This window comes from Enterobacter sp. MGH120, from assembly GCF_001037725.1.
GTDB classification, from domain to species: domain Bacteria; phylum Pseudomonadota; class Gammaproteobacteria; order Enterobacterales; family Enterobacteriaceae; genus Enterobacter; species Enterobacter hormaechei_C.
Genome location: NZ_KQ089940.1, coordinates 1,667,307 through 1,692,129, shown reverse-complemented (window position 1 = coordinate 1,692,129; position 24,823 = coordinate 1,667,307). Strand labels below are relative to the sequence as shown.

The following is a 24,823-nucleotide window of genomic DNA, read 5'->3' as shown; positions in this document are numbered from 1 at the left end:
TGCGATAACAGGTCTTGACAAACGATTTTACGCAAACGTTTACCTCCACACCACGCAAGGGTTTGAGCAATAAAGCTCTCGCCATTTTCAACGGATTTCTTTTCAGCTTTGTGATGCATATTTTTCACGATGCAAAGAACCATTTACATTGCAGGGGTATTTTTATAAGATGCATCTAAAATACATCATTAAAGTAACATCAGAAGGAAGCTGCTATGCTCGACGCCCAAACCATCGCTACCGTGAAAGCCACAATCCCCCTGCTGGTTGAAACGGGTCCTAAACTGACCGCCCATTTCTACGATCGCATGTTCGCGCATAACCCGGAGCTCAAAGAGATTTTCAACATGAGCAACCAGCGTAACGGCGATCAGCGCGAAGCGCTGTTTAACGCTATTGCCGCCTATGCCAGCAACATCGAAAACCTGCCGGCTCTGCTGCCTGCGGTGGAAAAAATCGCCCAGAAGCACACCAGCTTCCAGATCAAACCTGAGCAGTACAACATCGTCGGCAGTCACCTGCTGGCAACCCTGGACGAAATGTTCAGCCCGGGCCAGGAAGTACTGGATGCCTGGGGTAAGGCCTATGGCGTGCTGGCAAACGTATTCATCAACCGTGAAGCGCAGATCTACAGTGAAAACGCCAGCAAGAATGGCGGCTGGGAAGGCACGCGCGCCTTCCGCATCGTTGAGAAAACCCCGCGCAGCGCACTGATCACCAGCTTTGAGTTTGAGCCAGTGGACGGTCAGCCGGTTGCCGATTACCAGCCGGGCCAGTATCTGGGCGTCTGGCTGAAGCCTGAAGGCTTCCCGCACCAGGAGATTCGCCAGTACTCCCTGACCCGCAAGCCAGACGGCAAAGGCTATCGCATTGCGGTTAAACGTGAGGAAGGCGGTCAGGTATCCAACTGGCTGCATAACGAAGCCAGCGTGGGCGACGTGGTCCATCTGGCGGCACCGGCGGGCGATTTCTTTATGGCCGTTGAAACGAATACCCCGGTGACGTTGATCTCCGCAGGCGTAGGTCAGACGCCAATGCTGGCGATGCTGGATACGCTGGCGAAAGCAAACCACAGCGCGCAGGTTAACTGGTTCCACGCGGCGGAGAACGGTGATGTGCACGCCTTTGCGGATGAAGTCAAAGCGCTCGGAGCGACCCTGCCGCGTTTCACCGCGCATACCTGGTATCGCCTGCCGACGGAGGCAGACCGCGCAGCGGCTCGTTTCGACAGCGAAGGCCTGATGAATTTAGGGCAGCATGAAGGGGCGTTCAGCGCACCGGGGATGCAGTTCTACGTTTGTGGGCCAGTAGCGTTTATGCAGTATGCCGCGAAGCAGCTGGTAGACCTGGGCGTGAATAAAGACAACATTCATTACGAATGTTTCGGCCCGCATAAAGTGCTGTAATCGCCCGGCGGCGCTGCGCTTGCACGGGCCTACGAAGGGTTTTGTAGGCCGGGTACGCGCAGCGCCACCCGGCAAGAATGTTAAATCGCCGCGTCGTCTTCTTCGCCGGTACGGATACGGATCACGCGCGCCACGTCAAAGACGAAGATTTTCCCGTCGCCAATTTTACCGGTCTGCGCCGTGCGGATGATGGTATCCACACAGGTATCGACGATATCATCGCTCACCACGATCTCGATTTTCACTTTCGGCAGAAAGTCCACCATGTACTCTGCGCCACGGTATAGCTCGGTGTGGCCCTTCTGACGACCAAAACCTTTCACTTCAGTTACGGTCATCCCGGTGATGCCTACTTCTGCCAGCGCTTCACGTACATCATCCAGTTTGAAAGGTTTAATAATCGCATCAATCTTTTTCATGGTGGGTCCTTAAACTCTTGCCAGTAAGCAGCCTCGTAATCGGTTGCTCACAGTATCATATTCAGGCGAATTTTGCGGTATTACTCTTTAAAATCGTTCGCTTCCAGCTCGTGACGTGAGAGCAATTTATAAAACTCGGTACGGTTACGCCCGGCCATGCGCGCCGCGTGGGTCACGTTGCCTTTGGTGATTTGCAGCAGCTTACGCAGATAGTTCAGCTCGAACTGGTTTCGCGCTTCCGCAAACGTCGGTAAGGCCGTGTTTTCCCCCTCGAGCGCCTGCTCCACCAGCGCATCGCTGATCACCGGCGATGACGTCAGCGCCACGCACTGCTCAATCACGTTCACCAGCTGGCGTACGTTGCCCGGCCAGCTTGCGGTCATCAGGCGTTTCATCGCATCGGTGGAGAACGCGCGCACGAATGGTTTGTGGCGGTCAGCGGCCTGGCGCAAAAGGTGATTTGCCAGCAGTGGGATATCTTCCGCACGCTCGGCCAGCGCCGGGATTTTCAGGTTGACGACATTCAGTCGATAGTAAAGATCTTCACGGAACTCGTTGCGCGCCATCACCTTGGGTAAATCGCGATGGGTAGCGGAAATAATACGCACGTTGATATCGATATCGCGGTTGCTGCCAAGCGGACGCACTTTTCGCTCCTGCAACACGCGCAGCAGTTTGACCTGCAACGGCGCGGGCATATCGCCAATTTCATCAAGAAACAGCGTGCCCCCCTCAGCCGCCTGGAACAGCCCTTCACGGCTGCTCACCGCTCCGGTAAAGGCGCCGCGGGCATGGCCGAAGAGCTCAGACTCAAGCAGCTGTTCCGGCAGCGCGCCACAGTTGATGGCAATAAAGGCATTTTTACTGCGCGGGCTGGCGTTGTGGATCGCCTGGGCCAGGATCTCTTTCCCGGTCCCGCTCTGGCCGTTGATCAGCACGCTAACGTCGGATTGCGCCACCATCCGCGCCTGTTCCAGCAGGCGCAGCATCACAGGGCTACGCGTCACGATGGATTCACGCCAGGCGTCGTCGCCGGATGGCGCCGCATGCTCAAGGGCGCTGTCGATTGCTTTATAGAGGGCGTCTTTATCCACTGGTTTGGTGAGGAAGCTGAATACCCCCTGCTGCGTCGCGGCCACCGCATCAGGAATAGATCCGTGAGCGGTGAGGATAATCACCGGCATCCCGGGCTGCTGCTTCTGGATCTCCGTGAACAGTTGCAGGCCATCCATTTCATCCATGCGCAAATCACTGATCACCAGATCGATTTTCTCGCGGCTGAGCACTTTCAGCCCCTCCTGCCCGCTTTCAGCGGTGACCACGCTGTAGCCTTCGCTGACCAGACGCATTCCCAGCAGCTTTAACAGCCCGGGATCGTCATCCACCAGTAACAGATGGGCAGGTTTACGGCTTGTCATGGCTTCACATCCTCTTGTTTCGGCGTCTCACTGTCTGGCGTCGTGGCAGAGTTGCCTTTCGACCCATCGGGCAGATAGCTGCCTGCCGGCTTACGCGTCGAGAGCTGTCTTTCGATATCGGTCAGATTTTCGAGCTTGCGGGTGGTGGTTTCCAGCTGCTCGCGCAGCGACTCCTGCTGCTGGCGAAGCGCATCAAGCTCGCTGTCGCTCGACTGCTGCAATTTGCTGTAGCGGAAACGCTCTTCAGACAGCTGTAATTGCAGGGTTTGTCCATCCCGCCAGAGCTGATAGACCGGGCGCACCTGCGGGGGAATATTGATCACGTAAGTATCCAGCCGCGTCACGTTGGCGCGGCGTTCGACAGGCGTGATTCTGGCATCCGCCATCACGATCCCACGTTTAAACGCGTCCTGCCAGGTATCGTCCACCAGCATCGCCGCCTGGGCACGGGCCTCGGCGGGCGCCAGCCGCTGGGCGCAGTCTATTCCGCGCAGCCAGAACAGCGGATTGGATTCAACATCACGCCCCGACAGGTTCCAGATATCATCGCAACGTGTTGAAAGGAAATCGGCCAGCTGTTTTTGCGGCCATTTATCTTCCTGTTTGTGGCTAATTGCACTTTTCGGCGCATGGGTTACACAGCCGGCCAGCAGTAAGCAGGGCAGGCTCAGGCGCACATTTTTGCTGGAAAACACCGCGCGCAGTGCGCGGTAAAAGACGTGTGACATACTCACCAGGTTGTTATTCATTTCATTGATTTTTCCGGCTCAAGAGGCAGTTCGATACGAAAACAGACATCGGCGCGTTCATCACTCACGATGTTAAGCTCACCCTGCATGCGTCGTATGCAGTCGCGGGCAATACTCAGCCCCAGACCACTTCCTTTTACCGCACCTTTTCGCTGATGACTCCCCTGGAAGAAGGGCTCAAAGATCATCGTTTTTTCATCATCCGGAATCGGGCTTCCCGTATTCGCTACGTCAATAAATACCCGCGAACCGTTGTTATTGCTTCTGATATAAATGGTACCGGATTCAGTACCATAGTGCACCGTATTGGAATAAAGATTATCCAGTACGCTCATTAACAGCATCGGCTCTGCCAGGCAGGAAGGCGCATTGAGATCCACCTGGGTATGCATCATTTTAGCTCTTGCTGGCAGGCTATGGGCGGAGATCACCATGTCCACCAACGGTTCAATCTCAACGCTTTCAAGCACCACAGCACCATCCGCCAGCTTGCGGTTATAGTCCAGCAGTTGTTCAATAAGTTTTTGTAAATTGCGGCTACTGGCATCCAGAATCGCCACGATCTCTTTTTGCTCAGGGGTTAACGGCCCCGCTACTTCGTCTGCCAGCAGCTCCGTGCCTTCACGCATACTGGCCAGCGGTGTTTTGAGTTCGTGTGAGATATGGCGCAGGAACTGATGACGCTGCGATTCCAGCCACGCCAGGCGTTCAGAAAGCCAGATGATACGCTGACCGACCGAGCGCAGCTCGCGCGGGCCTTTAAAAACAACCGTATCCCCGAGAGATTTGCCCTCCCCCAGGCGGTTAATCATCCGCTGGATCCCCTTTACGGGGCCGATAATCATGCGGGTAAAGAGCAGTACCAGCCCAAGGCTGACGAGGAACAGCACCAGCGCCTGCCAGCCGAAGAACTGGCCGCGCTCGGCAATCTCCTGCTGGAGTTGCTGGCCACGGGAAAAGATAACCGTACGGGTGGACTGCACCATCTCCGTATTGGCGTTCGCGAAGGCTTCAAGTCGGGCGGCGGCGGCGGCATCAGGACCGCTGTTTTTGCACTGGAGCTGCGCCAGATCGTTCAGATCCTGACGCAGCGCCTGATAGAGTTTGTCATCCGGCAAGACCCCGGCATGGGCATCCAGCATTTCGCTGTAGCGTTTACGCTGGTTCTGATAGACCCTCTCCAGCGTGCGGTCGTCCAGCACGCAGTACTGGCGATAGCTACGCTCCATCTCCAGCGCGGCGTTGGTCATTGCCTCGCTACGGCGGGCATCAATAAGCGTGGTGCGGTTAGTCAGGGCCGCCTGGGCACTTAACGCATTCAGGCTTTGCCATGCCTGCCACGCCAGAACCAGCAAAGGTAGCAGGATCAGCAGGAAGGCCATCATAACGAGCTGTCGCAGGGAGCGAGGGAAAGCGGGCCAGCGTTTCAACACATTACTCTCATCATCCGGGTTTGAGGAGAGCGTAACTGAGTCTGCCCTTCAGATACAACAAAGCCGGGTAAAAACCCGGCTTTGTCATGGAATAAGGCGGTGCCTAACTCGACGTTTCGCCCTGGCCTGATAAAGCATTGCAATAATCAGTAGTTGGACGGCAGGCACCTTTTTGTGCGTCATTCGAAGTTTATGTAGCACGTCCCGAAGGGGCTGACATAAGAAGGTGAATGAGCCACTGGTTACTATTATGCAACGCGCGTGCCAGATTGCAAAAATTGATACTATCCTTATGATTAATAATAGTTTTATTATTAAAATGCATTGATTGTCAGGTGAATGATTTCCAGGCTAAGTGTCGCTATTAAGCAACACCTTAACGGGAACCCGTCCTGATATATATAAATCAATAAGTTAAATGTCTCTTATTGGAGACACTCAACCCAGAGGATTGTCGCGATTTTGCGACAGGTACAAAAAAGCCCGGTGGCGCTCGCGCTTACCGGGCCTACAGTCAGGGCGTTGAAACTTAACCCAGTTGTTTACGCGCGTTGCGGAAAATGCGCATCCACGGGCTGTCCTCGCCCCAGTTTTCCGGGTGCCAGGAGTTGCTAACGGTACGGAAGACACGCTCCGGGTGCGGCATCATGATCGTCACCCGACCGCTTTCGCTGGTGACGGCGGTAATGCCATTTGCCGAACCGTTCGGGTTAGCCGGATAGGTTTCGGTGACCTTGCCGAAGTTATCAACAAAGCGCAGCGCCACCAGTCCTTTGCTTTCAAGCTGAGCCAGGTGCGCCGCATCACGCACTTCAACCTGACCTTCACCGTGCGAAACCGCGATTGGCATCTGTGAACCGACCATTCCCTGCAACAGCAGAGACGGGCTTTGGGTCACTTCTACCAGGCTGAAGCGCGCTTCGAAGCGGTCAGACTGGTTACGCACAAAGCGCGGCCAGGCTTCGCTGCCCGGGATCAGCTCGCGCAGGTTAGACATCATCTGACAGCCGTTACACACGCCCAGCGCCAGCGTCTGCGGACGGTGGAAGAAGGTTTCGAACTCGTCACGCACGCGGCTGTTGAACAGAATAGACTTCGCCCAGCCTTCGCCCGCGCCCAGCACGTCGCCGTAGGAGAACCCCCCGCAGGCGACCAGCGCCTGGAAATCATCGAGCCCGGTACGTCCGGCCAGCAGGTCGCTCATGTGGACGTCGATGGCGTCAAAGCCCGCCCGGTGGAAGGCCGCCGCCATCTCAACGTGGGAGTTAACGCCCTGCTCGCGCAGCACGGCTACTTTCGGACGCGCACCGGTCGCAATGTACGGCGCGGCAATGTCTTCGTTAATGTCGAAGCTGAGCTTCACGTTCAGGCCAGGATCCTGGTCATTCGCTTTCGCGTTGTGTTCCTGATCGGCACATTCCGGGTTGTCACGCAGGCGCTGCATCTGCCAGGTGGTTTCTGCCCACCACATACGCAGCGTGGTGCGGCTTTCGCTGAACACGGCGTGACCGTCGGCTTCAATGACGAAGCGGTCGCCCTGAACGGCTTTACCCAGATAGTGCACGCAGTCTGCCAGACCGTGCTGCGCCAGAATGGCTTCCACCGCGTCGCGATCTGCGGCGCGTACCTGAATGACCGCGCCCAGCTCTTCGTTAAACAGCGCCGCCAGGCGGTCTTCGCCAAGCGTTGCAATGTTCGCTTCAACGCCGCAGTGACCGGTGAAGGCCATCTCTGCCAGGGTCACCAGCAGACCGCCGTCGGAACGGTCGTGGTAGGCCAGCAGCTTACGCTGCGCCACCAGCGCCTGAATTGCGTCGTAGAAGCCTTTCAGCTGGGCGACGTCGCGCACGTCGGCTGGCTTATCGCCGAGCTGGCGGTAAACCTGCGCCAGCGCGGTGGCGCCCAGTGCGTTATGGCCTTTGCCGAGGTCAATCAACAGCAGGGCGTTATCTTCAGTGGAAAGCTGCGGCGTAACGGTATGACGCACGTCTTCCACGCGCGCAAACGCGGTGATCACCAGCGACAGCGGAGAGGTCATCTCGCGCTGCTCGTTACCTTCCTGCCAGCGGGTTTTCATCGACATGGAATCTTTACCCACCGGAATGGTCAGGCCGAGCGCAGGACACAGCTCTTCACCCACCGCTTTCACCGCTTCGTACAGGCCGGCATCTTCGCCCGGGTGACCGGCAGCGGCCATCCAGTTCGCGGAAAGTTTGATGCGTTTGATATCGCCAATCTGCGTCGCGGCGATGTTGGTCAGCGCTTCACCGACCGCCAGACGGGCAGAAGCGGCGAAGTCCAGCAGCGCCACTGGTGTGCGTTCGCCCAGCGCCATCGCTTCGCCGTAGTAGCTGTCGAGGCTCGCGGTGGTCACGGCGCAGTTAGCGACCGGGATCTGCCACGGGCCGACCATCTGATCGCGCGACACCATACCGGTCACGGTACGGTCGCCGATGGTGACCAGGAAGGTTTTCTCTGCCACGGCAGGCAGGTGCAGCACGCGGTTAACCGCTTCTGCCACGGTGATGCCCTGGCGATCCAGCGCTTTGCCCGTCGCTTTACGAGTCTGCACGTCGCGGGTCATCTTCGGCGTTTTGCCGAGCAGCACGTCCAGCGGCAGATCGATCGGCTGGTTGTCAAAGTGGGTGTCGCTTAAGGAAAGGTGCTGCTCTTCGGTCGCTTCACCGATGACCGCATACGGCGCGCGCTCGCGGCGGCACAGCTCGTCAAACAGCGGCAGCTGATCGGCGGCAACCGCCAGCACGTAGCGCTCCTGGGATTCGTTACACCAGATTTCCAGCGGGCTCATGCCCGGCTCATCGCTCAGGATATCGCGCAGGTTGAAGCGTCCGCCGCGACCGCCGTCGCTCACCAGCTCAGGCATAGCGTTGGACAGGCCGCCCGCGCCCACGTCGTGGATGAACAGAATCGGGTTGGCGTCGCCGAGCTGCCAGCAGCGGTCGATCACTTCCTGACAACGGCGCTCCATTTCCGGGTTGTCGCGCTGCACGGACGCGAAGTCGAGATCCGCATCAGACTGGCCGGAAGCCATAGACGAGGCTGCCCCGCCGCCCAGACCGATGTTCATTGCCGGGCCGCCGAGCACGATCAGCTTCGCGCCGACGACGATCTCGCCTTTCTGCACGTGATCGGCGCGAATGTTGCCAATCCCGCCCGCCAGCATGATCGGTTTGTGGTAGCCGCGCAGCTCTTCGCCGTTGTGGCTGTCCACTTTCTCTTCGTAGGTACGGAAGTAACCGTTCAGCGCCGGACGACCAAATTCGTTGTTGAACGCCGCGCCGCCCAGCGGGCCTTCGGTCATGATATCCAGCGCGGTGACAATGCGCTCTGGCTTGCCGAAGTCTTCTTCCCACGGCTGCTCAAAGCCCGGAATACGCAGGTTGGAAACGGAGAAACCGACCAGACCCGCTTTGGGTTTCGCGCCGCGACCGGTCGCACCTTCGTCACGGATTTCACCGCCGGAGCCGGTCGCTGCACCCGGCCACGGGGAGATCGCCGTCGGGTGGTTGTGGGTTTCCACTTTCATCAGGATATGCGCAGGCTCCTGGTGGAAGTCATAGCGCCCCGCTTCGCGGTCGGCGAAGAAGCGGCCCACCTCGGAACCTTCCATCACCGCGGCGTTGTCTTTATAGGCAGACAGCACGTGGTCAGGGGTTTGCTCCATGGTGTTTTTGATCATTTTGAACAGCGACTTCGGCTGCTGTTCGCCGTCGATAATCCAGTCGGCGTTGAAAATCTTGTGGCGGCAGTGCTCGGAGTTGGCCTGCGCGAACATATACAGTTCGATGTCGTTCGGGTTGCGATTCAGCTTAACGAATGCATCCTGAAGGTAGTCGATTTCATCTTCTGCGAGCGCCAGACCAAGACGCAGGTTTGCGTCGATCAGCGCCTGACGCCCCTGCCCCAGCAAATCCACGCTCTGTACCGGCGCAGGCTGATGGTGGGAGAACAGTTTCTGCGCATCATCCAGAGAATCAAACACGCTCTCCATCATGCGGTCGTGCAGCTCTGCGGCAACCACCTGCCACTGCGCGTCGCTCAGGGTTGACGCTTCCACATAGTACGCCACACCGCGCTCCAGACGGTTAATCTGGCTCAGGCCGCAGTTGTGAGCGATGTCGGTGGCTTTGGAAGACCAGGGGGAGATGGTGCCAGGGCGTGGCGTGGCGAGGATTAATTTGCCGGTCGGCGTATGGCTGCTCAGGCTTGGGCCATATTTAAGCAGGCGTTCCAGCTGTACGCGCTCCTCTGCATTCAGGGGGGCGTTCAGGTCAGCAAAATGGACATACTCAGCGTAAATATTGCTTACCGGAAGGTCGGCCGCCTGAAAACGTGCCAGCAGTTTGTTAATACGGAAGGCAGACAGTGCAGGCGAACCACGCAGAATTTCCATCATAAGTCTCTCGTCTTCGAAGCGCCGGGGCGCTTACAGTGTGCGCAAGGGGGGAAAACGGGCGTCATTATAGAGAATCCTGAGCGCCGACGAAACCGTTTGCGTCGAAATAAAATCATCCTTTATGTTTAACAATAGATGTGACCTGTCTCTCTAATTGGTTGCCAACTGGCGCTACTTTGCGCAAAATGCCGCTCAATCAATGGCAAACTCTACTCTTAACATGACTACAGCACACTGAGGCAACCGGCGTCGCAGAGAATTAACTAATTGAAAAAATTAAAGATTAATTATCTGCTCATCGGCATTGTTACGTTGCTGCTGGCAGTGGCCCTCTGGCCGTCTATCCCCTGGTTCGGCAAGGCCGAAAACCGTATCGCCGCCATTCAGGAGCGGGGGGAGTTGCGCGTCAGTACCCTCTCATCCCCGCTTATTTACGACGATATCAACGGTAAAACCATCGGTCTTGATTACGAACTGGCACAGCTGTTTGCGGACTATCTGGGCGTGAAGCTGAAAGTTACCGTGCGGCAGAACATCAACCAGCTGTTTGATGATTTGGACCATGACCGTGCCGATATTCTCGCCGCAGGTCTGGTGTACAACAGCGAACGCAGCAAAAACTATCAGCCGGGCCCGACCTATTACTCCGTGTCGCAGCAGGTGGTTTATCGTGTGGGTAGCCTGCGCCCGCGCTCACTGGCCGACGTCACCGACCAGCAATTGACCATTGCGCCAGGCCATGTGGTGATTGACGATCTGCGGGCGTTGAAAGAGAAAAAATACCCGAACCTCAGCTGGACGGTCGATCCTAAACTCGGCACGACCGAATTGCTGGAGCAGGTAAAAGATAAAAAGCTGGCCTATACCATTGCTGATTCGGTGGCGATCAGCCTTTTCCAGCGCGTTCATCCTGAAATTGCCGTGGCGCTGGATGTGACCGACGAACAGCCGGTGACCTGGTTTACCCAGCTGGACGACGATCAAACCGTCTCTGCGGCTATGCTCGATTTCTTTAATTCCATCAATGAAGACGGCACCCTGGCGCGCCTGGAAGAGAAATATCTCGGTCACGGAGACGATTTTGATTACGTTGACACCCGCACCTTCCTGCGCGCGGTGGACAGCGTGCTGCCGGATCTGCAACCGCTGTTTGAGAAGTACGCCCAGGAGATTGACTGGAAGCTGCTGGCGGCGATTTCCTACCAGGAATCGCACTGGGATGCTCAGGCCACCTCCCCCACGGGCGTGCGCGGGTTGATGATGCTGACCAAAAATACCGCCCAGAGCCTCGGCATCAGCGACCGGACCGATGCGGAACAGAGCATCAGCGGCGGCGCGCAGTATTTACAGGATATGATGGCGAAAGTGCCGGAGACGGTCCCGGAAGGGGAGCGGATCTGGTTTGCGCTGGCCGCCTATAACATGGGTTATGCGCACATGCTCGACGCGCGGGCGCTGACGGCGAAAACCAAAGGTAACCCGGACAGCTGGTCAGATGTAAAACAGCGCCTGCCGCTGCTTAGCCAGAAACAGTGGTACCAGAAGCTGACGTACGGCTATGCGCGCGGGCATGAAGCGTATGCCTACGTGGAAAATATTCGTAAGTACCAGATAAGCCTGGTGGGATATCTGCTGGAGAAAGAAAAAGAGGCGGCCGAGGCGCAACAGCTGGCTGAAAGCTATCCGGTGGTCGCACCGGACGAGCTTAATCATCCTGCGGTTTCAATTCTGCCTTTTGTTGCTTTTTCTGCTGCCGACGCATTCGAAAAAAGTCACTTAACAGACCCGAACATTCTGGTGCAAGTACCCCGCCGATAGTTTTCACCTGGTGGTTCATCCCCGGATGCCCAAGTACGTCCATCAGTGAACCAGCAGCGCCCGTCTTTTCATCCCGCGCGCCAAACACCAGCGTACCGATTCGGCTGTGCACCATCGCCCCGGAGCACATTACGCACGGCTCAAGGGTGACATACAGGGTGGTATCAAGCAGACGATAGTTTTGCAGCACCAGTCCGCCCTGACGCAGCGCCATAATTTCAGCATGCGCGGTAGGATCGTGACGGCCAATCGGACGGTTCCACCCTTCCCCAATCACCTGGTTGTTATGAACCAGCACCGCGCCCACGGGCACTTCGCCCTCGTCCCAGGCGCGTTGAGCCAGCGCCAGCGCGTGACGCATCCAGTATTCATGATTGTGTTCAGGGTTGGACAAGGGTTGATACTCCAGTCGAAAAGCGGGCGGCATTATACACAGCCGGTACAGATAAGACTATTCGAGTTGCTGAAGTTCGCCCAGAGGCGTGACGCGCCAGCGATGCTGGCAAAAATAGAGCAGCGGGTTGTCCTGCTTGCTGTCGCTGTAGCCGCTGTACAGACGCAGCGGCGTACCGATGCGTTTCTCCAGCTGCACCACTTTTTCATGTCCGAGGCAGCGCATAGTCAGCACCCAGCCGCCGTAGCCGCGCGCGATTTGTGTCGCGATAAGATTCACGCGCGGCAGCCAGGGCGTATCAAAATAGACATGCTCCACCAGCGTCTGCGGGGAGCCGGTAATCAGCCAGATATCGGCATCGTTGGCGTCGAGATAGCTGGTCAGGCGCGCCTGTACCACGGGAAACGCGGCGACGTGGCCGCGAAACCAGTGCGCAAAATCCTGTTCGAGCTGCTTAAGGCGCGCTTCGCTATGACCAAACGTGCATCCCCAGAGCAGCAGGCTCATCGGCCAGCGCGCTGCACGGCCTTTCACCAGCAGCGCGATACCAATAACGGGTAACAGGGGTAATACCAGCAACGCGTTAAGGGGCTGGCGCCGCAGCAGGTAGCGCATAAAGGTGCCGAACATATCCTGCTGATGCAGCGTTCCATCAAGATCAAAAAAGACAACGCGACGCTCGTGACTGGCCAAACCTTACTCCTCTGGGTCGTTGAATCCTAACAGCCAGGTAAACAGGAACCCGGCGATCACCGCTACCAGATAGCCTAACAGATAGAGCATCACTTTTCCGGTCACGATGGTTAATGCCAGCGGTAAACCGGAGATCCCGAAGGTAATGACGGTCGCCACTTTCCAGTAGCTGATTAACGCCCCGCCCACCGCGCCACCGAGGCAGGCGGCCAGGAACGGCTTACCCAGCGGCAAGGTCACGCCGAAAATCAACGGTTCGCCGATACCGAGTAACCCGACCGGCAGCGCCCCTTTAATGACCTTTTTCAGACGCGCGTTGCGGGTTTTCATCAGCACCGCGATGGCCGCGCCGACCTGCCCAACGCCCGCCATCGACAGGATCGGCAGCAGTGCGTTATAGCCGTGCGCCTGTACCAGTTCGACGTGGATCGGCACCAGCCCCTGATGCAGACCGGTCAGCACTAACGGCAGGAAGGTCCCGGACAGCACGGCCCCCACCAGCAGCCCGCCGCGATCGATCGCCAGAGACGCGCCGTGGGCGATGGCTTCAGAGATCGCGCCGCCTAACGGTTGCAGCGCCACAATCGCCACGCTCCCGGTAATCAATGTGGTCAGCAGCGGGTTGAGGATCAGCTCAATCGAGCCTGGCAGCAACGCGCGCAGCTTTTTCTCGATCCAGCACATCAGAATGACCACCAGCAGCACGGCAATCACCCCACCGCGGCCTGGCTGAAGCGCCTCGCCAAACAGCGTAATCTGCGCCAGCTGCGGGCTGGAGAGGATACCCGCCATTACGCCGCCCATCGCCAGCGAGCCGCCGAACACTTTGGCCGTGTTTACCCCCACCAGAATGTTCATGATGGCAAACACCGCGCTGCCGAAAATCGCCAGAATACCCAGCAGGTTCGGATACTGGGTGGCGAAATTCCCGACAATATCCGGACGCTTGAGGATATTGATAATCCCGGTGATCAGCCCCGATGCGATAAACGCCGGGATCAGAGGAATAAAGACGTTTGCCAGCTGGCGCAGCGCATCGCTCATGGGGGCTTTGTATTTGGCTTTCGCCTGCGCTTTGGTGCGTTCCGCGTCGTCAAAGGCGGGAGCCGTTTCACTGCCCGTCATCAGGGCGCGCATGGCATCAACCACCTGCGCCGCTTTGCCCGGACCGACAATCAGCTGGTGCTGTTGCCCCTGTTTAACGTACCCGCTCACGCCGGGGAGCTGCTTCAGGCGCGTTAAATCAAGCTTTTCGTCGTTGTGCACCTCGACGCGTACACGCGTCATGCAGTTTTCCAGACGCTGAATATTTTTTTCCCCACCGATCCCAAGCAGGATGTCGCTGGCGAGCGCTGCTGTTTTGTCCATACACGCCTCTTATTGGTGTTCTAATGCCGCCCGTAAAAACCCGTGATGGGCTTCGAGCCTGGCTCTGGCCGCGGCTGCATCCAGCCCGGTTAATATCATCAGAATGGCGGGTTTGACGTCGTAATCGGTCTGTTTGAGTACCGCTTCCGCCTCTTCCCGACCTGCCCCTGTCGCCTCTATCACCATGCGGCAGGCTCTGTCCACCAACTTGACGTTGGTGGCCTGCATATCCACCATCAGGTTTTGGTAGACCTTGCCGAATTTCACCATCGCGCCGGTGGAGATCATATTGAGCACCAGCTTCTGCGCGGTTCCCGATTTCAGGCGCGTGGAGCCGGTGAGCGCTTCCGGCCCGACGACCGGAGAGATGGCAATGGCGGCCACCTGCGCAATCGGCGAACCCGGGTTACAAGAGATGGCCACCGTGGTACATCCCGTCTGTCTGGCGTATTCCAGCCCACCAATGACGTACGGCGTACGACCAGAAGCCGCCAGCCCGACGACCAGATCCTGCGCGGTCAGGTTCAGCGCCCTGAGATCGTCTTCCCCAAGCTGTTTATTGTCTTCTGCCCCTTCCACCGCTTTCAGCAGCGCGCCGGGGCCACCGGCAATCAGGCCAACGACCAGACCGTGCGGAACGCCAAAGGTCGGGGGACATTCTGAGGCATCCAGCACACCGAGTCGCCCACTGGTACCCGCCCCCATGTAAATAATGCGTCCTCCTGCTTTCAGAGAGTCGGCAGCGGCGTCTACGGCTTTCGCCACCTCGGGCAATGTCTCTTTGACTGCCAGCGCGACGAGGGTATCCTGTTGATTAAAGCGGTTTACCAGCTCCAGCGTGGACAGTGCATCAAGATCCATGGTTTGCGGGTTACGCGTTTCAGAAACAAGAGAGCCTAGATTCATGTTATTTACCTCTGGAATTTTTAATTCATAATAAACGCACTATAATGGAATATAAAATTCATTCAGGCGAGCAAAATTCGTATTTGCGCGGGTAATCACATTTTCGCCAGGAGACCGTATGAACTGTTTAATTCGTATTCGCCAGCGCTACGCAGGGTTTGCCCAGAGTGACAAAAAGCTGGCGGATTATTTACTTTCCCAGCCCGATCGCGCGCGACACCTCAGCTCCCAGCAGCTGGCAGGCGAAGCCGGGGTGAGCCAGTCGAGCGTGGTGAAATTTGCCCAGAAGATAGGCTATAAAGGCTTTCCGGCGCTAAAACTGGCGATCAGTGAAGCACTGGTAAGCAACCCTAATCCGCAGTCAATGCCGGTGCATAACCAGATCCGCGGCGACGATCCGATGCGTCTGGTCGGCGAAAAGCTGATCAAAGAGAACGTGGCGGCAATGCATGCCACGCTGGATGTGAACACGGAAGAGAAGCTGCTGGAAAGCGTAGCCATGCTTCGCGACGCGCGGCGTATTGTATTGACCGGGATCGGCGCCTCCGGACTGGTTGCGCGTAACTTTGGCTGGAAGCTGACAAAAATCGGCTATAACGCCATCGTTGAACAGGATATGCACGCGCTGCTGGCGACCGTGCAGGCCATGGATCCTGACGATTTACTGCTGGCCATCTCCTATTCCGGCGAGCGTCGTGAAATTAATATGGCTACCGACGAAGCCCTGCGCGTAGGAGGAAAAATTCTGGCGATTACTGGCTTCAGCCCGAATGCGCTCCAGCAACGGGCCACCCGCTGTCTGTATACCATTGCCGAGGAACAGGCCACTCGCAGTGCGGCGATTTCGTCGACGAGTGCGCAGATGATGCTGACGGACCTGCTGTTTATGGCGCTGGTTCAGCAGGATCTGGAGCGTGCGCCAGAGCGTATTCGTCACAGCGAAGAGCTGGTAAAAAAACTGGTCTGAACAACGAATGAGCGTATAATGCCCGCCCTGTTTGTGATGTTTCTGAGAATTTCCTGATGGCGCTGTTAATCACCAAAAAATGCATCAACTGCGATATGTGCGAACCCGAATGCCCGAACGAGGCGATTTCGATGGGCGACAGCATTTATGAGATTAACAGCGACCGCTGCACCGAATGCATCGGCCACTATGAGACGCCGACCTGCCAGAAGGTGTGCCCCATTCCCAATACGATCTTAAAAGATCCGGCACACGTCGAGAACGAAGAACAGCTGTGGGATAAGTTTGTCCTGATGCACCATGCGGACAAAATTTAACTCTCGATGATCACCGTCGCACAGGCGTAGTGGCGTTCATCGGCAAGCGTTACGTGCATGTGCGCCACGCCCAGCTTTTCCGCCAGCTTAAGCGCCTCGCCCCATAAACGCAGACGTGGCTTACCCAGCTCATCGTTAAACACTTCAAACTGGTTAAACGCCAGGCCGTTACGAATGCCCGTGCCGAACGCTTTCGCCGCCGCCTCTTTTACCGCGAAACGCTTTGCCAGAAAGCGCACCGGCTGTTGATGCGCCTCCCAGATAGCCCATTCGTTATCGCTCAGCACGCGTCTTGCGAGGCGATCGCCGCTCCGGGCGATCACCGCTTCAATGCGGGCTATTTCAACGATGTCGGTGCCTAAGCCCAGAATAGCCATTACTGACGCGCTTCCAGCATCAGGCGCTTCATCTCGGAAACCGCTTCTTTAAGACCGCTCATCACCGCGCGGCCAATGATGGCGTGGCCGATGTTCAGCTCGTGCATTTCCGGCAGGGCAGCGATGGCTTTTACGTTGTGATAGGTCAGGCCGTGACCGGCGTTAACCTTCAGTCCCAGGCTCGCGGCGTAGGTTGCCGCTTTGGCGATTCGCTCCAGCTCTTTCGCCTGCGCTGCATCGTTTTCGGCATCGGCATAGCAGCCGGTGTGAATTTCAATATACGGCGCCCCCACGTCGGCAGCGGCTTTAATCTGGGTGAAATCGGCGTCGATAAACAGAGAAACCAGGATACCGGCATCCGCCAGGCGTTTGCAGGCATCGCGCATTTTGTCGAGCTGCCCGGCCACATCCAGACCGCCTTCGGTGGTCACTTCCTGACGCTTTTCCGGCACCAGGCAGCAAAAATGCGGTTTGGTCTCGCAGGCAATCGCCAGCATCTCTTCGGTGACCGCCATCTCCAGATTCATGCGGGTGTCCAGCGTCTGACGCAGGATGCGCACGTCCCGGTCGGTGATGTGGCGACGATCTTCACGCAGGTGAACGGTAATGCCGTCGGCGCCAGCCTGCTCAGCGATAAACGCCGCCTGAACCGGATCGGGATACGCGGTACCGCGTGCATTACGTAACGTGGCGATGTGATCGATGTTGACGCCTAACAGTAATTCAGCCATGACAATCCTCGGTATTTTTGTTCATTTACCTTCTCCCTCCCCCTCCGGGAGAGGGCTGGGGTGAGGGGTAAAACATTAGCGTTTCGGCATAAACTGCCTGAATAATTCGCGGCTCTTTAAAGGTTTGCCCCCAAGATACGGCTTGAGCGCAATTCGGGTAAAGCGTTTTGCCGCACGCAGGGTGTCGGCGTCCGGGAACTCGCGTTCATACAGTGCTCTGAGCTGGTGCCCGGTAAAGGTGCTGTTATCGACGACGACACTGGCAATAAAGCCCTTTTCCTCACGATAGCGATAGGTCATGGTATCTTCTACCTCGTCGCCGCTTCCCGCACAGTGCAGAAAATCAACGCCGTAACCAAGGTGCCCGAGCAGCGCCAGTTCGAAACGACGCAGAACAGGCTCAGGGGTGCCGGTTGCGCCAGCAAGTGCCTGAATACAGTGCAGGTAATCAAAGAAAAGTTCAGAGAAGCGGGTCTCATGTTCAAGAACCCGTGAGATGAGTTCGTTAACATACAAACCGCTGTAGAGCGTGATACCAGAAAGAGGAAGCGCCAGGGAGACGGCTTCAGCACTGCGCAGGGTTTTGACTTCCCCTCGCCCGCCAAAGCGGACCAGCAGCGGGGTGAAAGGCTGCAAGGCACCTTTCAGATTAGAACGTCTGGAACGTGCGCCTTTGGCAACAAGGCGCACGCGACCGGACTCTTCCGTGAAGACGTCCAGCATCAGGCTGGTTTCGCTCCAGGGACGACTATGCAGGACAAAGGCGCGCTGCCATCCATCCATATGCTCGTCGTCTTAAGTTACTGATCTTCGCCGTAACCGAGGCTGCGCAGCGCACGCTCATCATCGGCCCAGCCTGATTTCACTTTCACCCACAGTTCCAGGTGAACCGGTGCTTCAAACATGTCCTGCATGTCTTTACGGGCTTCGATTCCGATAGTTTTGATCTTGGCGCCTTTATTGCCGATCACCATCTTCTTCTGCCCTTCACGCTCAACGAGGATCAGACCGTTAATATCGTAGCCGCCACGCTCGTTGCTCTGGAAACGCTCGATCTCCACCGTCACAGAGTACGGCAGTTCAGCGCCCAGGAAACGCATCAGCTTCTCACGGATGATTTCAGACGCCATAAAACGCTGAGAGCGATCGGTGATGTAGTCTTCCGGGAAGTGATGAGTCGCTTCCGGCAGATGCTTGCGCACGATACCCGCGATGGTATCAACGTTCAGACCCGTTTCCGCAGACAGCGGGACGATGTCCAGGAAGTTCATCTGGCTGCCCAGCCATTGCAGGTGCGGCAGCAGATCGGCTTTTTCCTGCACGTTGTCCACTTTATTGACTGCGAGGATCACCGGCGTTTTGCCGTCGCGCAGCTTGTTCAGGACCATTTCGTCGTCCGGCGTCCAGCGGGTGCCTTCCACAACGAAAATCACCAGCTCTACGTCGCCAATGGAGCTGCTCGCCGCCTTGTTCATCAGACGGTTGATGGCGCGCTTCTCTTCCATGTGCAGGCCCGGTGTATCGACGTAGATCGCCTGATACGCGCCTTCAGTATGGATACCGACGATGCGGTGACGCGTGGTCTGCGCCTTACGCGAGGTGATAGAAATCTTCTGCCCAAGCAGATTATTCAGCAGGGTGGATTTGCCAACGTTCGGACGTCCGACGATGGCAATAAATCCGCAATAGGTTTTGTCGATGCTCATTCCAGCTCCAGCATTTTTAACGCCTGTTCGGCGGCAGCCTGTTCAGCCTTACGACGGCTTGAACCCGTGCCGACCACCGGTTCACTCAGGCCACTGACCTGGCAATGGATGGTAAATTCCTGATCGTGGGCTTCGCCACGCACCTGCACCACCAGATAGGATGGCAGCGGCAGATGACGACCCTGCAAATATTCTTGCAGACGCGTTTTAGGATCTTTTTGTTTATCGCCCGGGCTGATTTCGTCCAGGCGGGTCTGATACCAGTTAAGGATCAGCTTTTCTACGGTCTGGATATCGCTGTCCAGGAACACGCCACCGATCAATGCCTCGACCGTATCGGCAAGGATGGATTCACGACGGAAACCACCACTTTTCAGCTCACCTGGCCCCAGACGCAGGCATTCACCCAGCTCAAATTCGCGTGCGATTTCAGCGAGGGTATTGCCGCGCACCAGCGTGGCGCGCATGCGGCTCATATCACCTTCGTCCACACGCGGAAAACGATGATAAAGCGCATTTGCAATCACGAAACTTAAAATAGAGTCACCTAAAAACTCGAGACGCTCATTATGTTTGCTGCTGGCACTGCGATGGGTTAATGCCTGTTGCAACAACTCCTGATGATGAAAAGTGTAGCCCAGCTTCCGTTGAAGCCGATTAATTACGATGGGGTTCATGCGATACCAATAAATGAATGCGTCAAAAATGCAGCACACGAAACCGACCTGAGAAAACCAACGCGGTTTCGTGTGCCGTGGCACCCTTGCAGGGCCAACCTTAAACTTCGGGGGAATATTCTATACACAACGACAGGGGATGTCGTTAGTTCAAAGAGATTTATCGCTGAAATAATTCACGTAGCGGCGAATAAAAGCCGCTACGTGTTATTTTTGGCGAAAATTAATGAATTCCGCCAATACGATTCAGGCGAACGCCGGTCGGCCACTCGCCTTCCTGCTTCTCAAAACTCATCCAGATAGCGGTTGCTTTACCGACCAGATTCGCTTCCGGCACAAAGCCCCAGTAACGGCTGTCCGCAGAGTTATCACGGTTGTCACCCATCATGAAGTAGTGTCCCGGCGGCACAATCCAGGTCGCCAGCTGTTGGCCTGGCTGCTGGTAGTACATTGCCAGCTGATCCTGTGCGATGGGCACGGTCAGAATGCGGTGAGTAACATCGCCCAGCGTCTCTTTGCGTTCAACCAGACGAATGCCATTCTCTTTGGTTTCACCTTTTGGCACCTGGAAGAATCCGCTGGTCGCTTCACCGCCGTTACGGCGGGCGAAGGTCTGCACAAAATCAGCTGGCTCAACGTTGGAGTAAGTGACTGGCAGCGCATTTTCACATGCGGTGCCAGAGCTACAGCCTGGCTGAATGGTCACCTCTTTCGCCACCGGATCGTAGGTCACTTTATCGCCCGGCAGACCTACCGCGCGTTTAATATAATCCAGCCGCGGGTCTTCCGGATATTTAAACACCACGATGTCGCCACGTTTCGGATGACCCGTTTCGATCAGCGTTTTCTGATAGATCGGATCTTTGATGCCATAGGCAAACTTCTCAACCAGAATGAAATCACCGATCAGCAGCGTTGGCATCATCGATCCTGACGGGATCTGGAACGGTTCATAGATAAATGAACGCACCACCAGCACAATCGCCAGCACCGGGAATACCGATGCCCCTGTTTCCAGCCAGCCCGGTTTTGGGCCGACTTTTTTCAGGGTTTTCGCGTCCAGCGCATCGCCCGTGGCTGCCTGCGCGGCAGCCTGACGTTCACGGCGTTTTGGGGCGAAGATAAACTTATCGAGGCACCACAACAGACCTGTCACCAGGGTAGCGATGACCAGGATCAGGGCAAACATGTTCGCCATGCCAACTCCTTAAGGTTATTTACCGTTACCGTCTTTACCAACATGAAGGATGGCAAGGAATGCTTCCTGCGGCAGCTCAACGTTACCGACCTGCTTCATACGCTTCTTACCTTCTTTCTGCTTCTGCAACAGCTTTTTCTTACGGCTGACGTCGCCGCCGTAGCACTTAGCCAGAACGTTTTTACGCAGCTGCTTCACGGTTGAACGGGCAATGATGTGGTTACCGATGGCCGCCTGAATCGCAATGTCAAACTGCTGACGCGGGATCAGATCTTTCATCTTCTCAACCAGCTCACGACCACGGTACGGTGCGTTATCGTTGTGGGTGATCAGCGCCAGCGCATCCACACGCTCACCGTTGATCAGCACGTCCACACGAACCATGTTCGAGGCCTGGAAGCGTTTGAAGTTGTAGTCCAGCGACGCATAGCCACGGGAGGTAGACTTCAGACGGTCGAAGAAGTCGAGCACCACTTCTGCCATCGGAATTTCATAGGTCAGCGCCACCTGGTTACCGTGGTAAACCATGTTGGTCTGCACGCCACGCTTCTCAATACACAGGGTGATCACGTTACCGAGGAACTCCTGCGGCAGCAGCATGTGACACTCTGCGATAGGCTCGCGCAGTTCCTGAATATTATTCAGCGGTGGGAGCTTGGACGGGCTGTCGACGTAGATCACCTCTTTCGAGGTGGTTTCTACTTCGTAGACAACCGTCGGGGCGGTGGTGATTAGATCCAGATCGTATTCACGCTCCAGACGTTCCTGAATGATCTCCATGTGCAGCAGACCGAGGAAGCCACAGCGGAAGCCAAAGCCCAGCGCCGTTGAGCTTTCTGGCTCGTAGAACAGGGAGGCATCGTTGAGGCTCAGCTTTCCGAGCGCATCGCGGAAGTTTTCGTAATCGTCAGAGCTGACCGGGAACAGACCCGCATAAACCTGCGGTTTCACCTTTTTGAAGCCTGGCAGCGCTTTATCTGCCGGGTTACGTGCACCGGTCAGGGTATCGCCCACCGGCGCGCCGAGGATGTCTTTAATTGCACAGACCAGCCAGCCCACTTCGCCGCATTTCAGTTCGGTACGGTCAACCTGTTTTGGCGTGAAGATGCCCAGACGGTCAGCGTTGTAGACCTGGCCGGTGCTCATGACCTTGATTTTGTCGCCTTTACGCATGGTGCCGTTTTTAATACGCACCAGCGAGACAACGCCGAGGTAGTTATCAAACCAGGAGTCGATGATCAGCGCCTGTAGCGGCGCATCCGGGTCGCCTTCCGGCGGCGGAATATCACGCACCAGACGTTCCAGTACGTCCGGAACACCGACACCGGTTTTCGCCGAGCAGCGCACTGCATCGGTCGCATCAATACCGACGATGTCTTCAATCTCTTCCGCTACGCGCTCAGGATCGGCGGCTGGCAGGTCGATTTTATTCAGAACCGGCACCACTTCAAGATCCATTTCCATGGCGGTGTAGCAGTTTGCCAGCGTCTGGGCCTCTACGCCCTGCCCGGCATCCACCACCAGCAGCGCGCCTTCGCAGGCCGCCAGCGAGCGTGACACTTCATAAGAGAAGTCAACGTGCCCTGGGGTGTCGATAAAGTTCAGCTGATAGGTTTCACCATCGGAAGCTTTATAGTCGAGCGTCACGCTCTGCGCTTTGATGGTAATACCGCGTTCGCGTTCCAGGTCCATGGAGTCCAGAACCTGGGCTGCCATTTCACGATCAGACAGGCCACCGCAAATCTGGATAATACGGTCAGACAGCGTCGACTTACCGTGGTCAATGTGAGCAATGATGGAGAAATTTCTTATGTTTTTCATATGTATGGATTTATTTACTCGCTATGCGGATTAAATCTTCTTGATGGACACAGCGGTGGACACTCCACAGTAACTACCCCATCAACGACTGGCATGCATATTACACTGTAGCGCCCAAATCGTCAGCATACGATCTCCTGTTCATTGAGTGATAACGAGTGCCTACAGTTAAGCAATGTAAATTAAATTGTTGGGCAGTCATCATCACCCAGCGCGCGGTTGATGAAGAACGTCACTCTACCAAGCACCTCCCCCCTTCCAGAGCAGCACCTTCGATCGCTTCGCCATCATCTGTCATGAGTGACAGCCCCATCAGATTGGCAAACTGTGTGTGGCAGTCGCACAGAATCAACAACACATCACCTGGCGTCTTCTTCATTACAGGTTCGATTACCGCAAAGCCTGTATCAGTTTCGAAGCTCGCTCTGCAACTCTTACTATCGCCCCATCACCGGCCAGTCGCCGCCCGTTTTGCATACGACAGGCGGCAGTTTACTTTACTCGTTCTATTGAGAATAATGCGTGTATTACTCAGCTTTTTTTATCTTCTTTTTCTGCCTCGTAAATTGCTCTTATACTTCAATTTCCACTCATTGTTCCGTAGACAGCCAATAGAGCAGTCAAGTAATCCTATTTTGTAAACAAGCTTGGTAACCTGAGTCTGTCGCAGACCCAGTAAGTTTTAAGCCTATTTTCAAGAATCATTGAGGGGCGGTACTAGTTGAGATACCGAGTGGTTTATAAATTACGTTTTGAGTTAGCTTTTAACTTTCACAACTGAAAACTCGCAAATCCATTTCAACATACTTATATACTTCTACTTGTAAAGTATTGGACCAGACGTTGACATTCTCAATAACAATCAAGAGATTCTTGCTTCAACGGAAGTTGAATTAACCTTCCTCCACAAGCAGAAACGACATGCCCTGCCGCTTAAAATTCATCATATACTACATTATCACTGAACCCCCTTACAAGGGTTTACTCTCCCGGCGAATAACTTCACCACCCAGCCATTCTTGTTTGTATATCAACTGCCTGACAAATTCGTATCTCATACTCAGAGTGTTATCGTTCTTGTCAGATACAGAATCCATCAAGTTCACAACCTCAACAACTGCGTGATTTTTACAAATTGCCGTGGTTGCTTTATGGATATTATCGAGTCTTATCCTTGCTGCCTTTGATTTTACTCTGTCAATTTTACCTTTGGTTTTTAGCCAATTTTGGCTGTGTTTCTTTCTTCTGGTCAGTGTTTTATTAAGACGGATTAATTTTTTCTTTTCTTCCGCTTGGTAAGTGTTATCACCGCCGCCCCCAGATGACAGATGAACGCTATCCACATTATTAAGTACAATTGTAGATTTGATATCAGAGGGGTGTATTGGATCAGGGACTGTTTGCTCTGTATTAAAACTGATATACCACTTCCCCTGATTCAGGGAAATAGTTGCGTTTTTTAAATCACCAATGATTTCACGACTCTTGCGATACTTTACCCAGCCGACTTTAGGAAGAGATACCAATTTTTTTTCTTGATCTACTCTAACCCTTTGGCATGGTATACGGAAAGAATCATGCCGACCTTTCTTTTTAAACTTTGGATATTGTGATTTGCCGGTAAAAAAGTTTCTGAATGCTCTGTCTAAATCTCTTAACGATTGCTGTAAACACTGAGAAGGGGCTTCTTTCAACCAAGAAAGGCTCTCTTCATTCTTCCATTCAACCAATTCAGAAGCCAGATGAATGTAGCCTATGAATTTTTTACCAGAACGGTAATTCTCGTTAAGAAGAGCAAGGCCTTTGTTGTAAACAAAACGACAGGAGCCAGCAAAGGCCAAAAAGTCTGATAACTGACCTTTGTTAGGTTCAAGCAAAAATTTGAATGCCTGTTTTTTAATCACAACTGGACCTGTGTAAACGGAGCGAAACTGGTTAAATGCTAAATCATCGTGCGAGCGTTGATTAAAGGATTTGACTACTTTTAACGACCTTATTCAACCAATAA

Annotated in this window: 21 protein-coding genes; 4 read left to right on the top strand and 17 right to left on the bottom strand. The window is 55.4% G+C overall.

What is annotated here, in order from left to right; translation table 11 throughout:
* Nucleotides 1-215: 215 nt before the first annotated feature.
* Entirely contained in the window at nucleotides 216-1,406 is a 1,191-nt protein-coding gene (hmpA, locus tag SK54_RS08085) for an NO-inducible flavohemoprotein (RefSeq protein ID WP_017383546.1), read from the top strand.
* Between the two features lie 80 nt (nucleotides 1,407-1,486).
* Here the strand turns inward: hmpA and glnB are convergent, their stop codons facing one another.
* From glnB to purL, 5 genes are all read right to left on the bottom strand, one after another.
* Nucleotides 1,487-1,825 (bottom strand): nitrogen regulatory protein P-II, encoded by a 339-nt coding sequence (gene glnB / locus SK54_RS08080; protein ID WP_003860685.1) that lies wholly within the window; start codon nucleotides 1,823-1,825, stop codon nucleotides 1,487-1,489.
* A gap of 80 nt (nucleotides 1,826-1,905) precedes the next feature.
* The gene (gene glrR, locus SK54_RS08075) at nucleotides 1,906-3,243 is read right to left on the bottom strand and encodes a two-component system response regulator GlrR (protein WP_015572150.1); all 1,338 of its coding nucleotides are present in this window, start codon (nucleotides 3,241-3,243) and stop codon (nucleotides 1,906-1,908) included.
* Complete coding sequence (qseG, locus tag SK54_RS08070) at nucleotides 3,240-3,992, bottom strand: two-component system QseEF-associated lipoprotein QseG (RefSeq protein WP_015572149.1); 753 nt, start codon at nucleotides 3,990-3,992, stop codon at nucleotides 3,240-3,242. The genes glrR and qseG overlap by 4 nt, the downstream gene beginning before the upstream one ends.
* Nucleotides 3,989-5,422, bottom strand: coding sequence for a two component system sensor histidine kinase QseE/GlrK (gene qseE / locus SK54_RS08065; RefSeq protein WP_181007820.1), 1,434 nt, complete (start codon nucleotides 5,420-5,422; stop codon nucleotides 3,989-3,991). Before qseE ends, qseG begins: the two co-directional genes overlap by 4 nt.
* Before the next feature lie 532 nt (nucleotides 5,423-5,954).
* A complete protein-coding gene (gene purL / locus SK54_RS08060; RefSeq protein WP_048247014.1) occupies nucleotides 5,955-9,842 on the bottom strand; it encodes a phosphoribosylformylglycinamidine synthase in 3,888 nt (1,295 codons plus the stop codon).
* A gap of 267 nt (nucleotides 9,843-10,109) precedes the next feature.
* Between purL and mltF the strand changes: the two genes are divergently transcribed.
* Nucleotides 10,110-11,660 (top strand): membrane-bound lytic murein transglycosylase MltF, encoded by a 1,551-nt coding sequence (gene mltF, locus SK54_RS08055; protein ID WP_048247012.1) that lies wholly within the window; start codon nucleotides 10,110-10,112, stop codon nucleotides 11,658-11,660.
* Here mltF and tadA read toward each other — a convergent pair.
* The 4 genes from tadA to murQ are packed head-to-tail and all read right to left on the bottom strand — an operon-like array spanning nucleotide 11,548 to nucleotide 15,021.
* Nucleotides 11,548-12,087, bottom strand: coding sequence for a tRNA adenosine(34) deaminase TadA (gene tadA, locus SK54_RS08050; RefSeq protein WP_023295164.1), 540 nt, complete (start codon nucleotides 12,085-12,087; stop codon nucleotides 11,548-11,550). The two genes, mltF and tadA, sit on opposite strands and share 113 nt — an antisense overlap.
* Nucleotides 12,088-12,111: 24 nt before the next feature.
* Nucleotides 12,112-12,747 (bottom strand): phosphatidylglycerophosphatase C, encoded by a 636-nt coding sequence (gene yfhb / locus SK54_RS08045; RefSeq protein ID WP_017383550.1) that lies wholly within the window; start codon nucleotides 12,745-12,747, stop codon nucleotides 12,112-12,114.
* 3 nt (nucleotides 12,748-12,750) lie between these two features.
* Nucleotides 12,751-14,115 (bottom strand): PTS transporter subunit EIIC, encoded by a 1,365-nt coding sequence (locus SK54_RS08040; RefSeq protein WP_015572146.1) that lies wholly within the window; start codon nucleotides 14,113-14,115, stop codon nucleotides 12,751-12,753.
* A 9-nt stretch (nucleotides 14,116-14,124) separates the two neighbouring features.
* Nucleotides 14,125-15,021: an N-acetylmuramic acid 6-phosphate etherase gene (gene murQ, locus SK54_RS08035; RefSeq protein WP_017692906.1), complete on the bottom strand. Its 897-nt coding sequence runs from the start codon at nucleotides 15,019-15,021 to the stop codon at nucleotides 14,125-14,127.
* A gap of 118 nt (nucleotides 15,022-15,139) precedes the next feature.
* On the opposite strand from murQ, the gene SK54_RS08030 reads away from it, so the two are divergent.
* Nucleotides 15,140-15,988, top strand: coding sequence for a MurR/RpiR family transcriptional regulator (locus tag SK54_RS08030; RefSeq protein ID WP_003860702.1), 849 nt, complete (start codon nucleotides 15,140-15,142; stop codon nucleotides 15,986-15,988).
* A gap of 56 nt (nucleotides 15,989-16,044) precedes the next feature.
* The gene (locus SK54_RS08025) at nucleotides 16,045-16,305 is read left to right on the top strand and encodes a YfhL family 4Fe-4S dicluster ferredoxin (RefSeq protein WP_003860704.1); all 261 of its coding nucleotides are present in this window, start codon (nucleotides 16,045-16,047) and stop codon (nucleotides 16,303-16,305) included.
* Here SK54_RS08025 and acpS read toward each other — a convergent pair.
* The 8 genes from acpS to SK54_RS07985 all read right to left on the bottom strand — a co-directional run bounded on the left by acpS (nucleotide 16,302) and on the right by SK54_RS07985 (nucleotide 24,719).
* Complete coding sequence (gene acpS, locus SK54_RS08020) at nucleotides 16,302-16,682, bottom strand: holo-ACP synthase (RefSeq protein WP_015572144.1); 381 nt, start codon at nucleotides 16,680-16,682, stop codon at nucleotides 16,302-16,304. The genes SK54_RS08025 and acpS overlap by 4 nt on opposite strands.
* Nucleotides 16,682-17,413, bottom strand: coding sequence for a pyridoxine 5'-phosphate synthase (gene pdxJ / locus SK54_RS08015; protein WP_015572143.1), 732 nt, complete (start codon nucleotides 17,411-17,413; stop codon nucleotides 16,682-16,684). The genes acpS and pdxJ overlap by 1 nt, the downstream gene beginning before the upstream one ends.
* Nucleotides 17,414-17,488: 75 nt before the next feature.
* Entirely contained in the window at nucleotides 17,489-18,196 is a 708-nt protein-coding gene (gene recO / locus SK54_RS08010; protein WP_048247010.1) for a DNA repair protein RecO, read from the bottom strand.
* 17 nt (nucleotides 18,197-18,213) lie between these two features.
* Nucleotides 18,214-19,119 (bottom strand): GTPase Era, encoded by a 906-nt coding sequence (gene era / locus SK54_RS08005; protein ID WP_003860709.1) that lies wholly within the window; start codon nucleotides 19,117-19,119, stop codon nucleotides 18,214-18,216.
* Entirely contained in the window at nucleotides 19,116-19,796 is a 681-nt protein-coding gene (rnc, locus tag SK54_RS08000; protein WP_003860711.1) for a ribonuclease III, read from the bottom strand. The genes era and rnc overlap by 4 nt, the downstream gene beginning before the upstream one ends.
* A 223-nt stretch (nucleotides 19,797-20,019) precedes the next feature.
* Entirely contained in the window at nucleotides 20,020-20,994 is a 975-nt protein-coding gene (gene lepB, locus SK54_RS07995) for a signal peptidase I (RefSeq protein WP_006811565.1), read from the bottom strand.
* 15 nt (nucleotides 20,995-21,009) lie between these two features.
* Complete coding sequence (gene lepA, locus SK54_RS07990) at nucleotides 21,010-22,815, bottom strand: translation elongation factor 4 (protein WP_003860714.1); 1,806 nt, start codon at nucleotides 22,813-22,815, stop codon at nucleotides 21,010-21,012.
* Nucleotides 22,816-23,786: 971 nt separating this feature from the next.
* Complete coding sequence (locus tag SK54_RS07985; protein WP_048247008.1) at nucleotides 23,787-24,719, bottom strand: RNA-guided endonuclease InsQ/TnpB family protein; 933 nt, start codon at nucleotides 24,717-24,719, stop codon at nucleotides 23,787-23,789.
* Nucleotides 24,720-24,823: the final 104 nt, after the last annotated feature.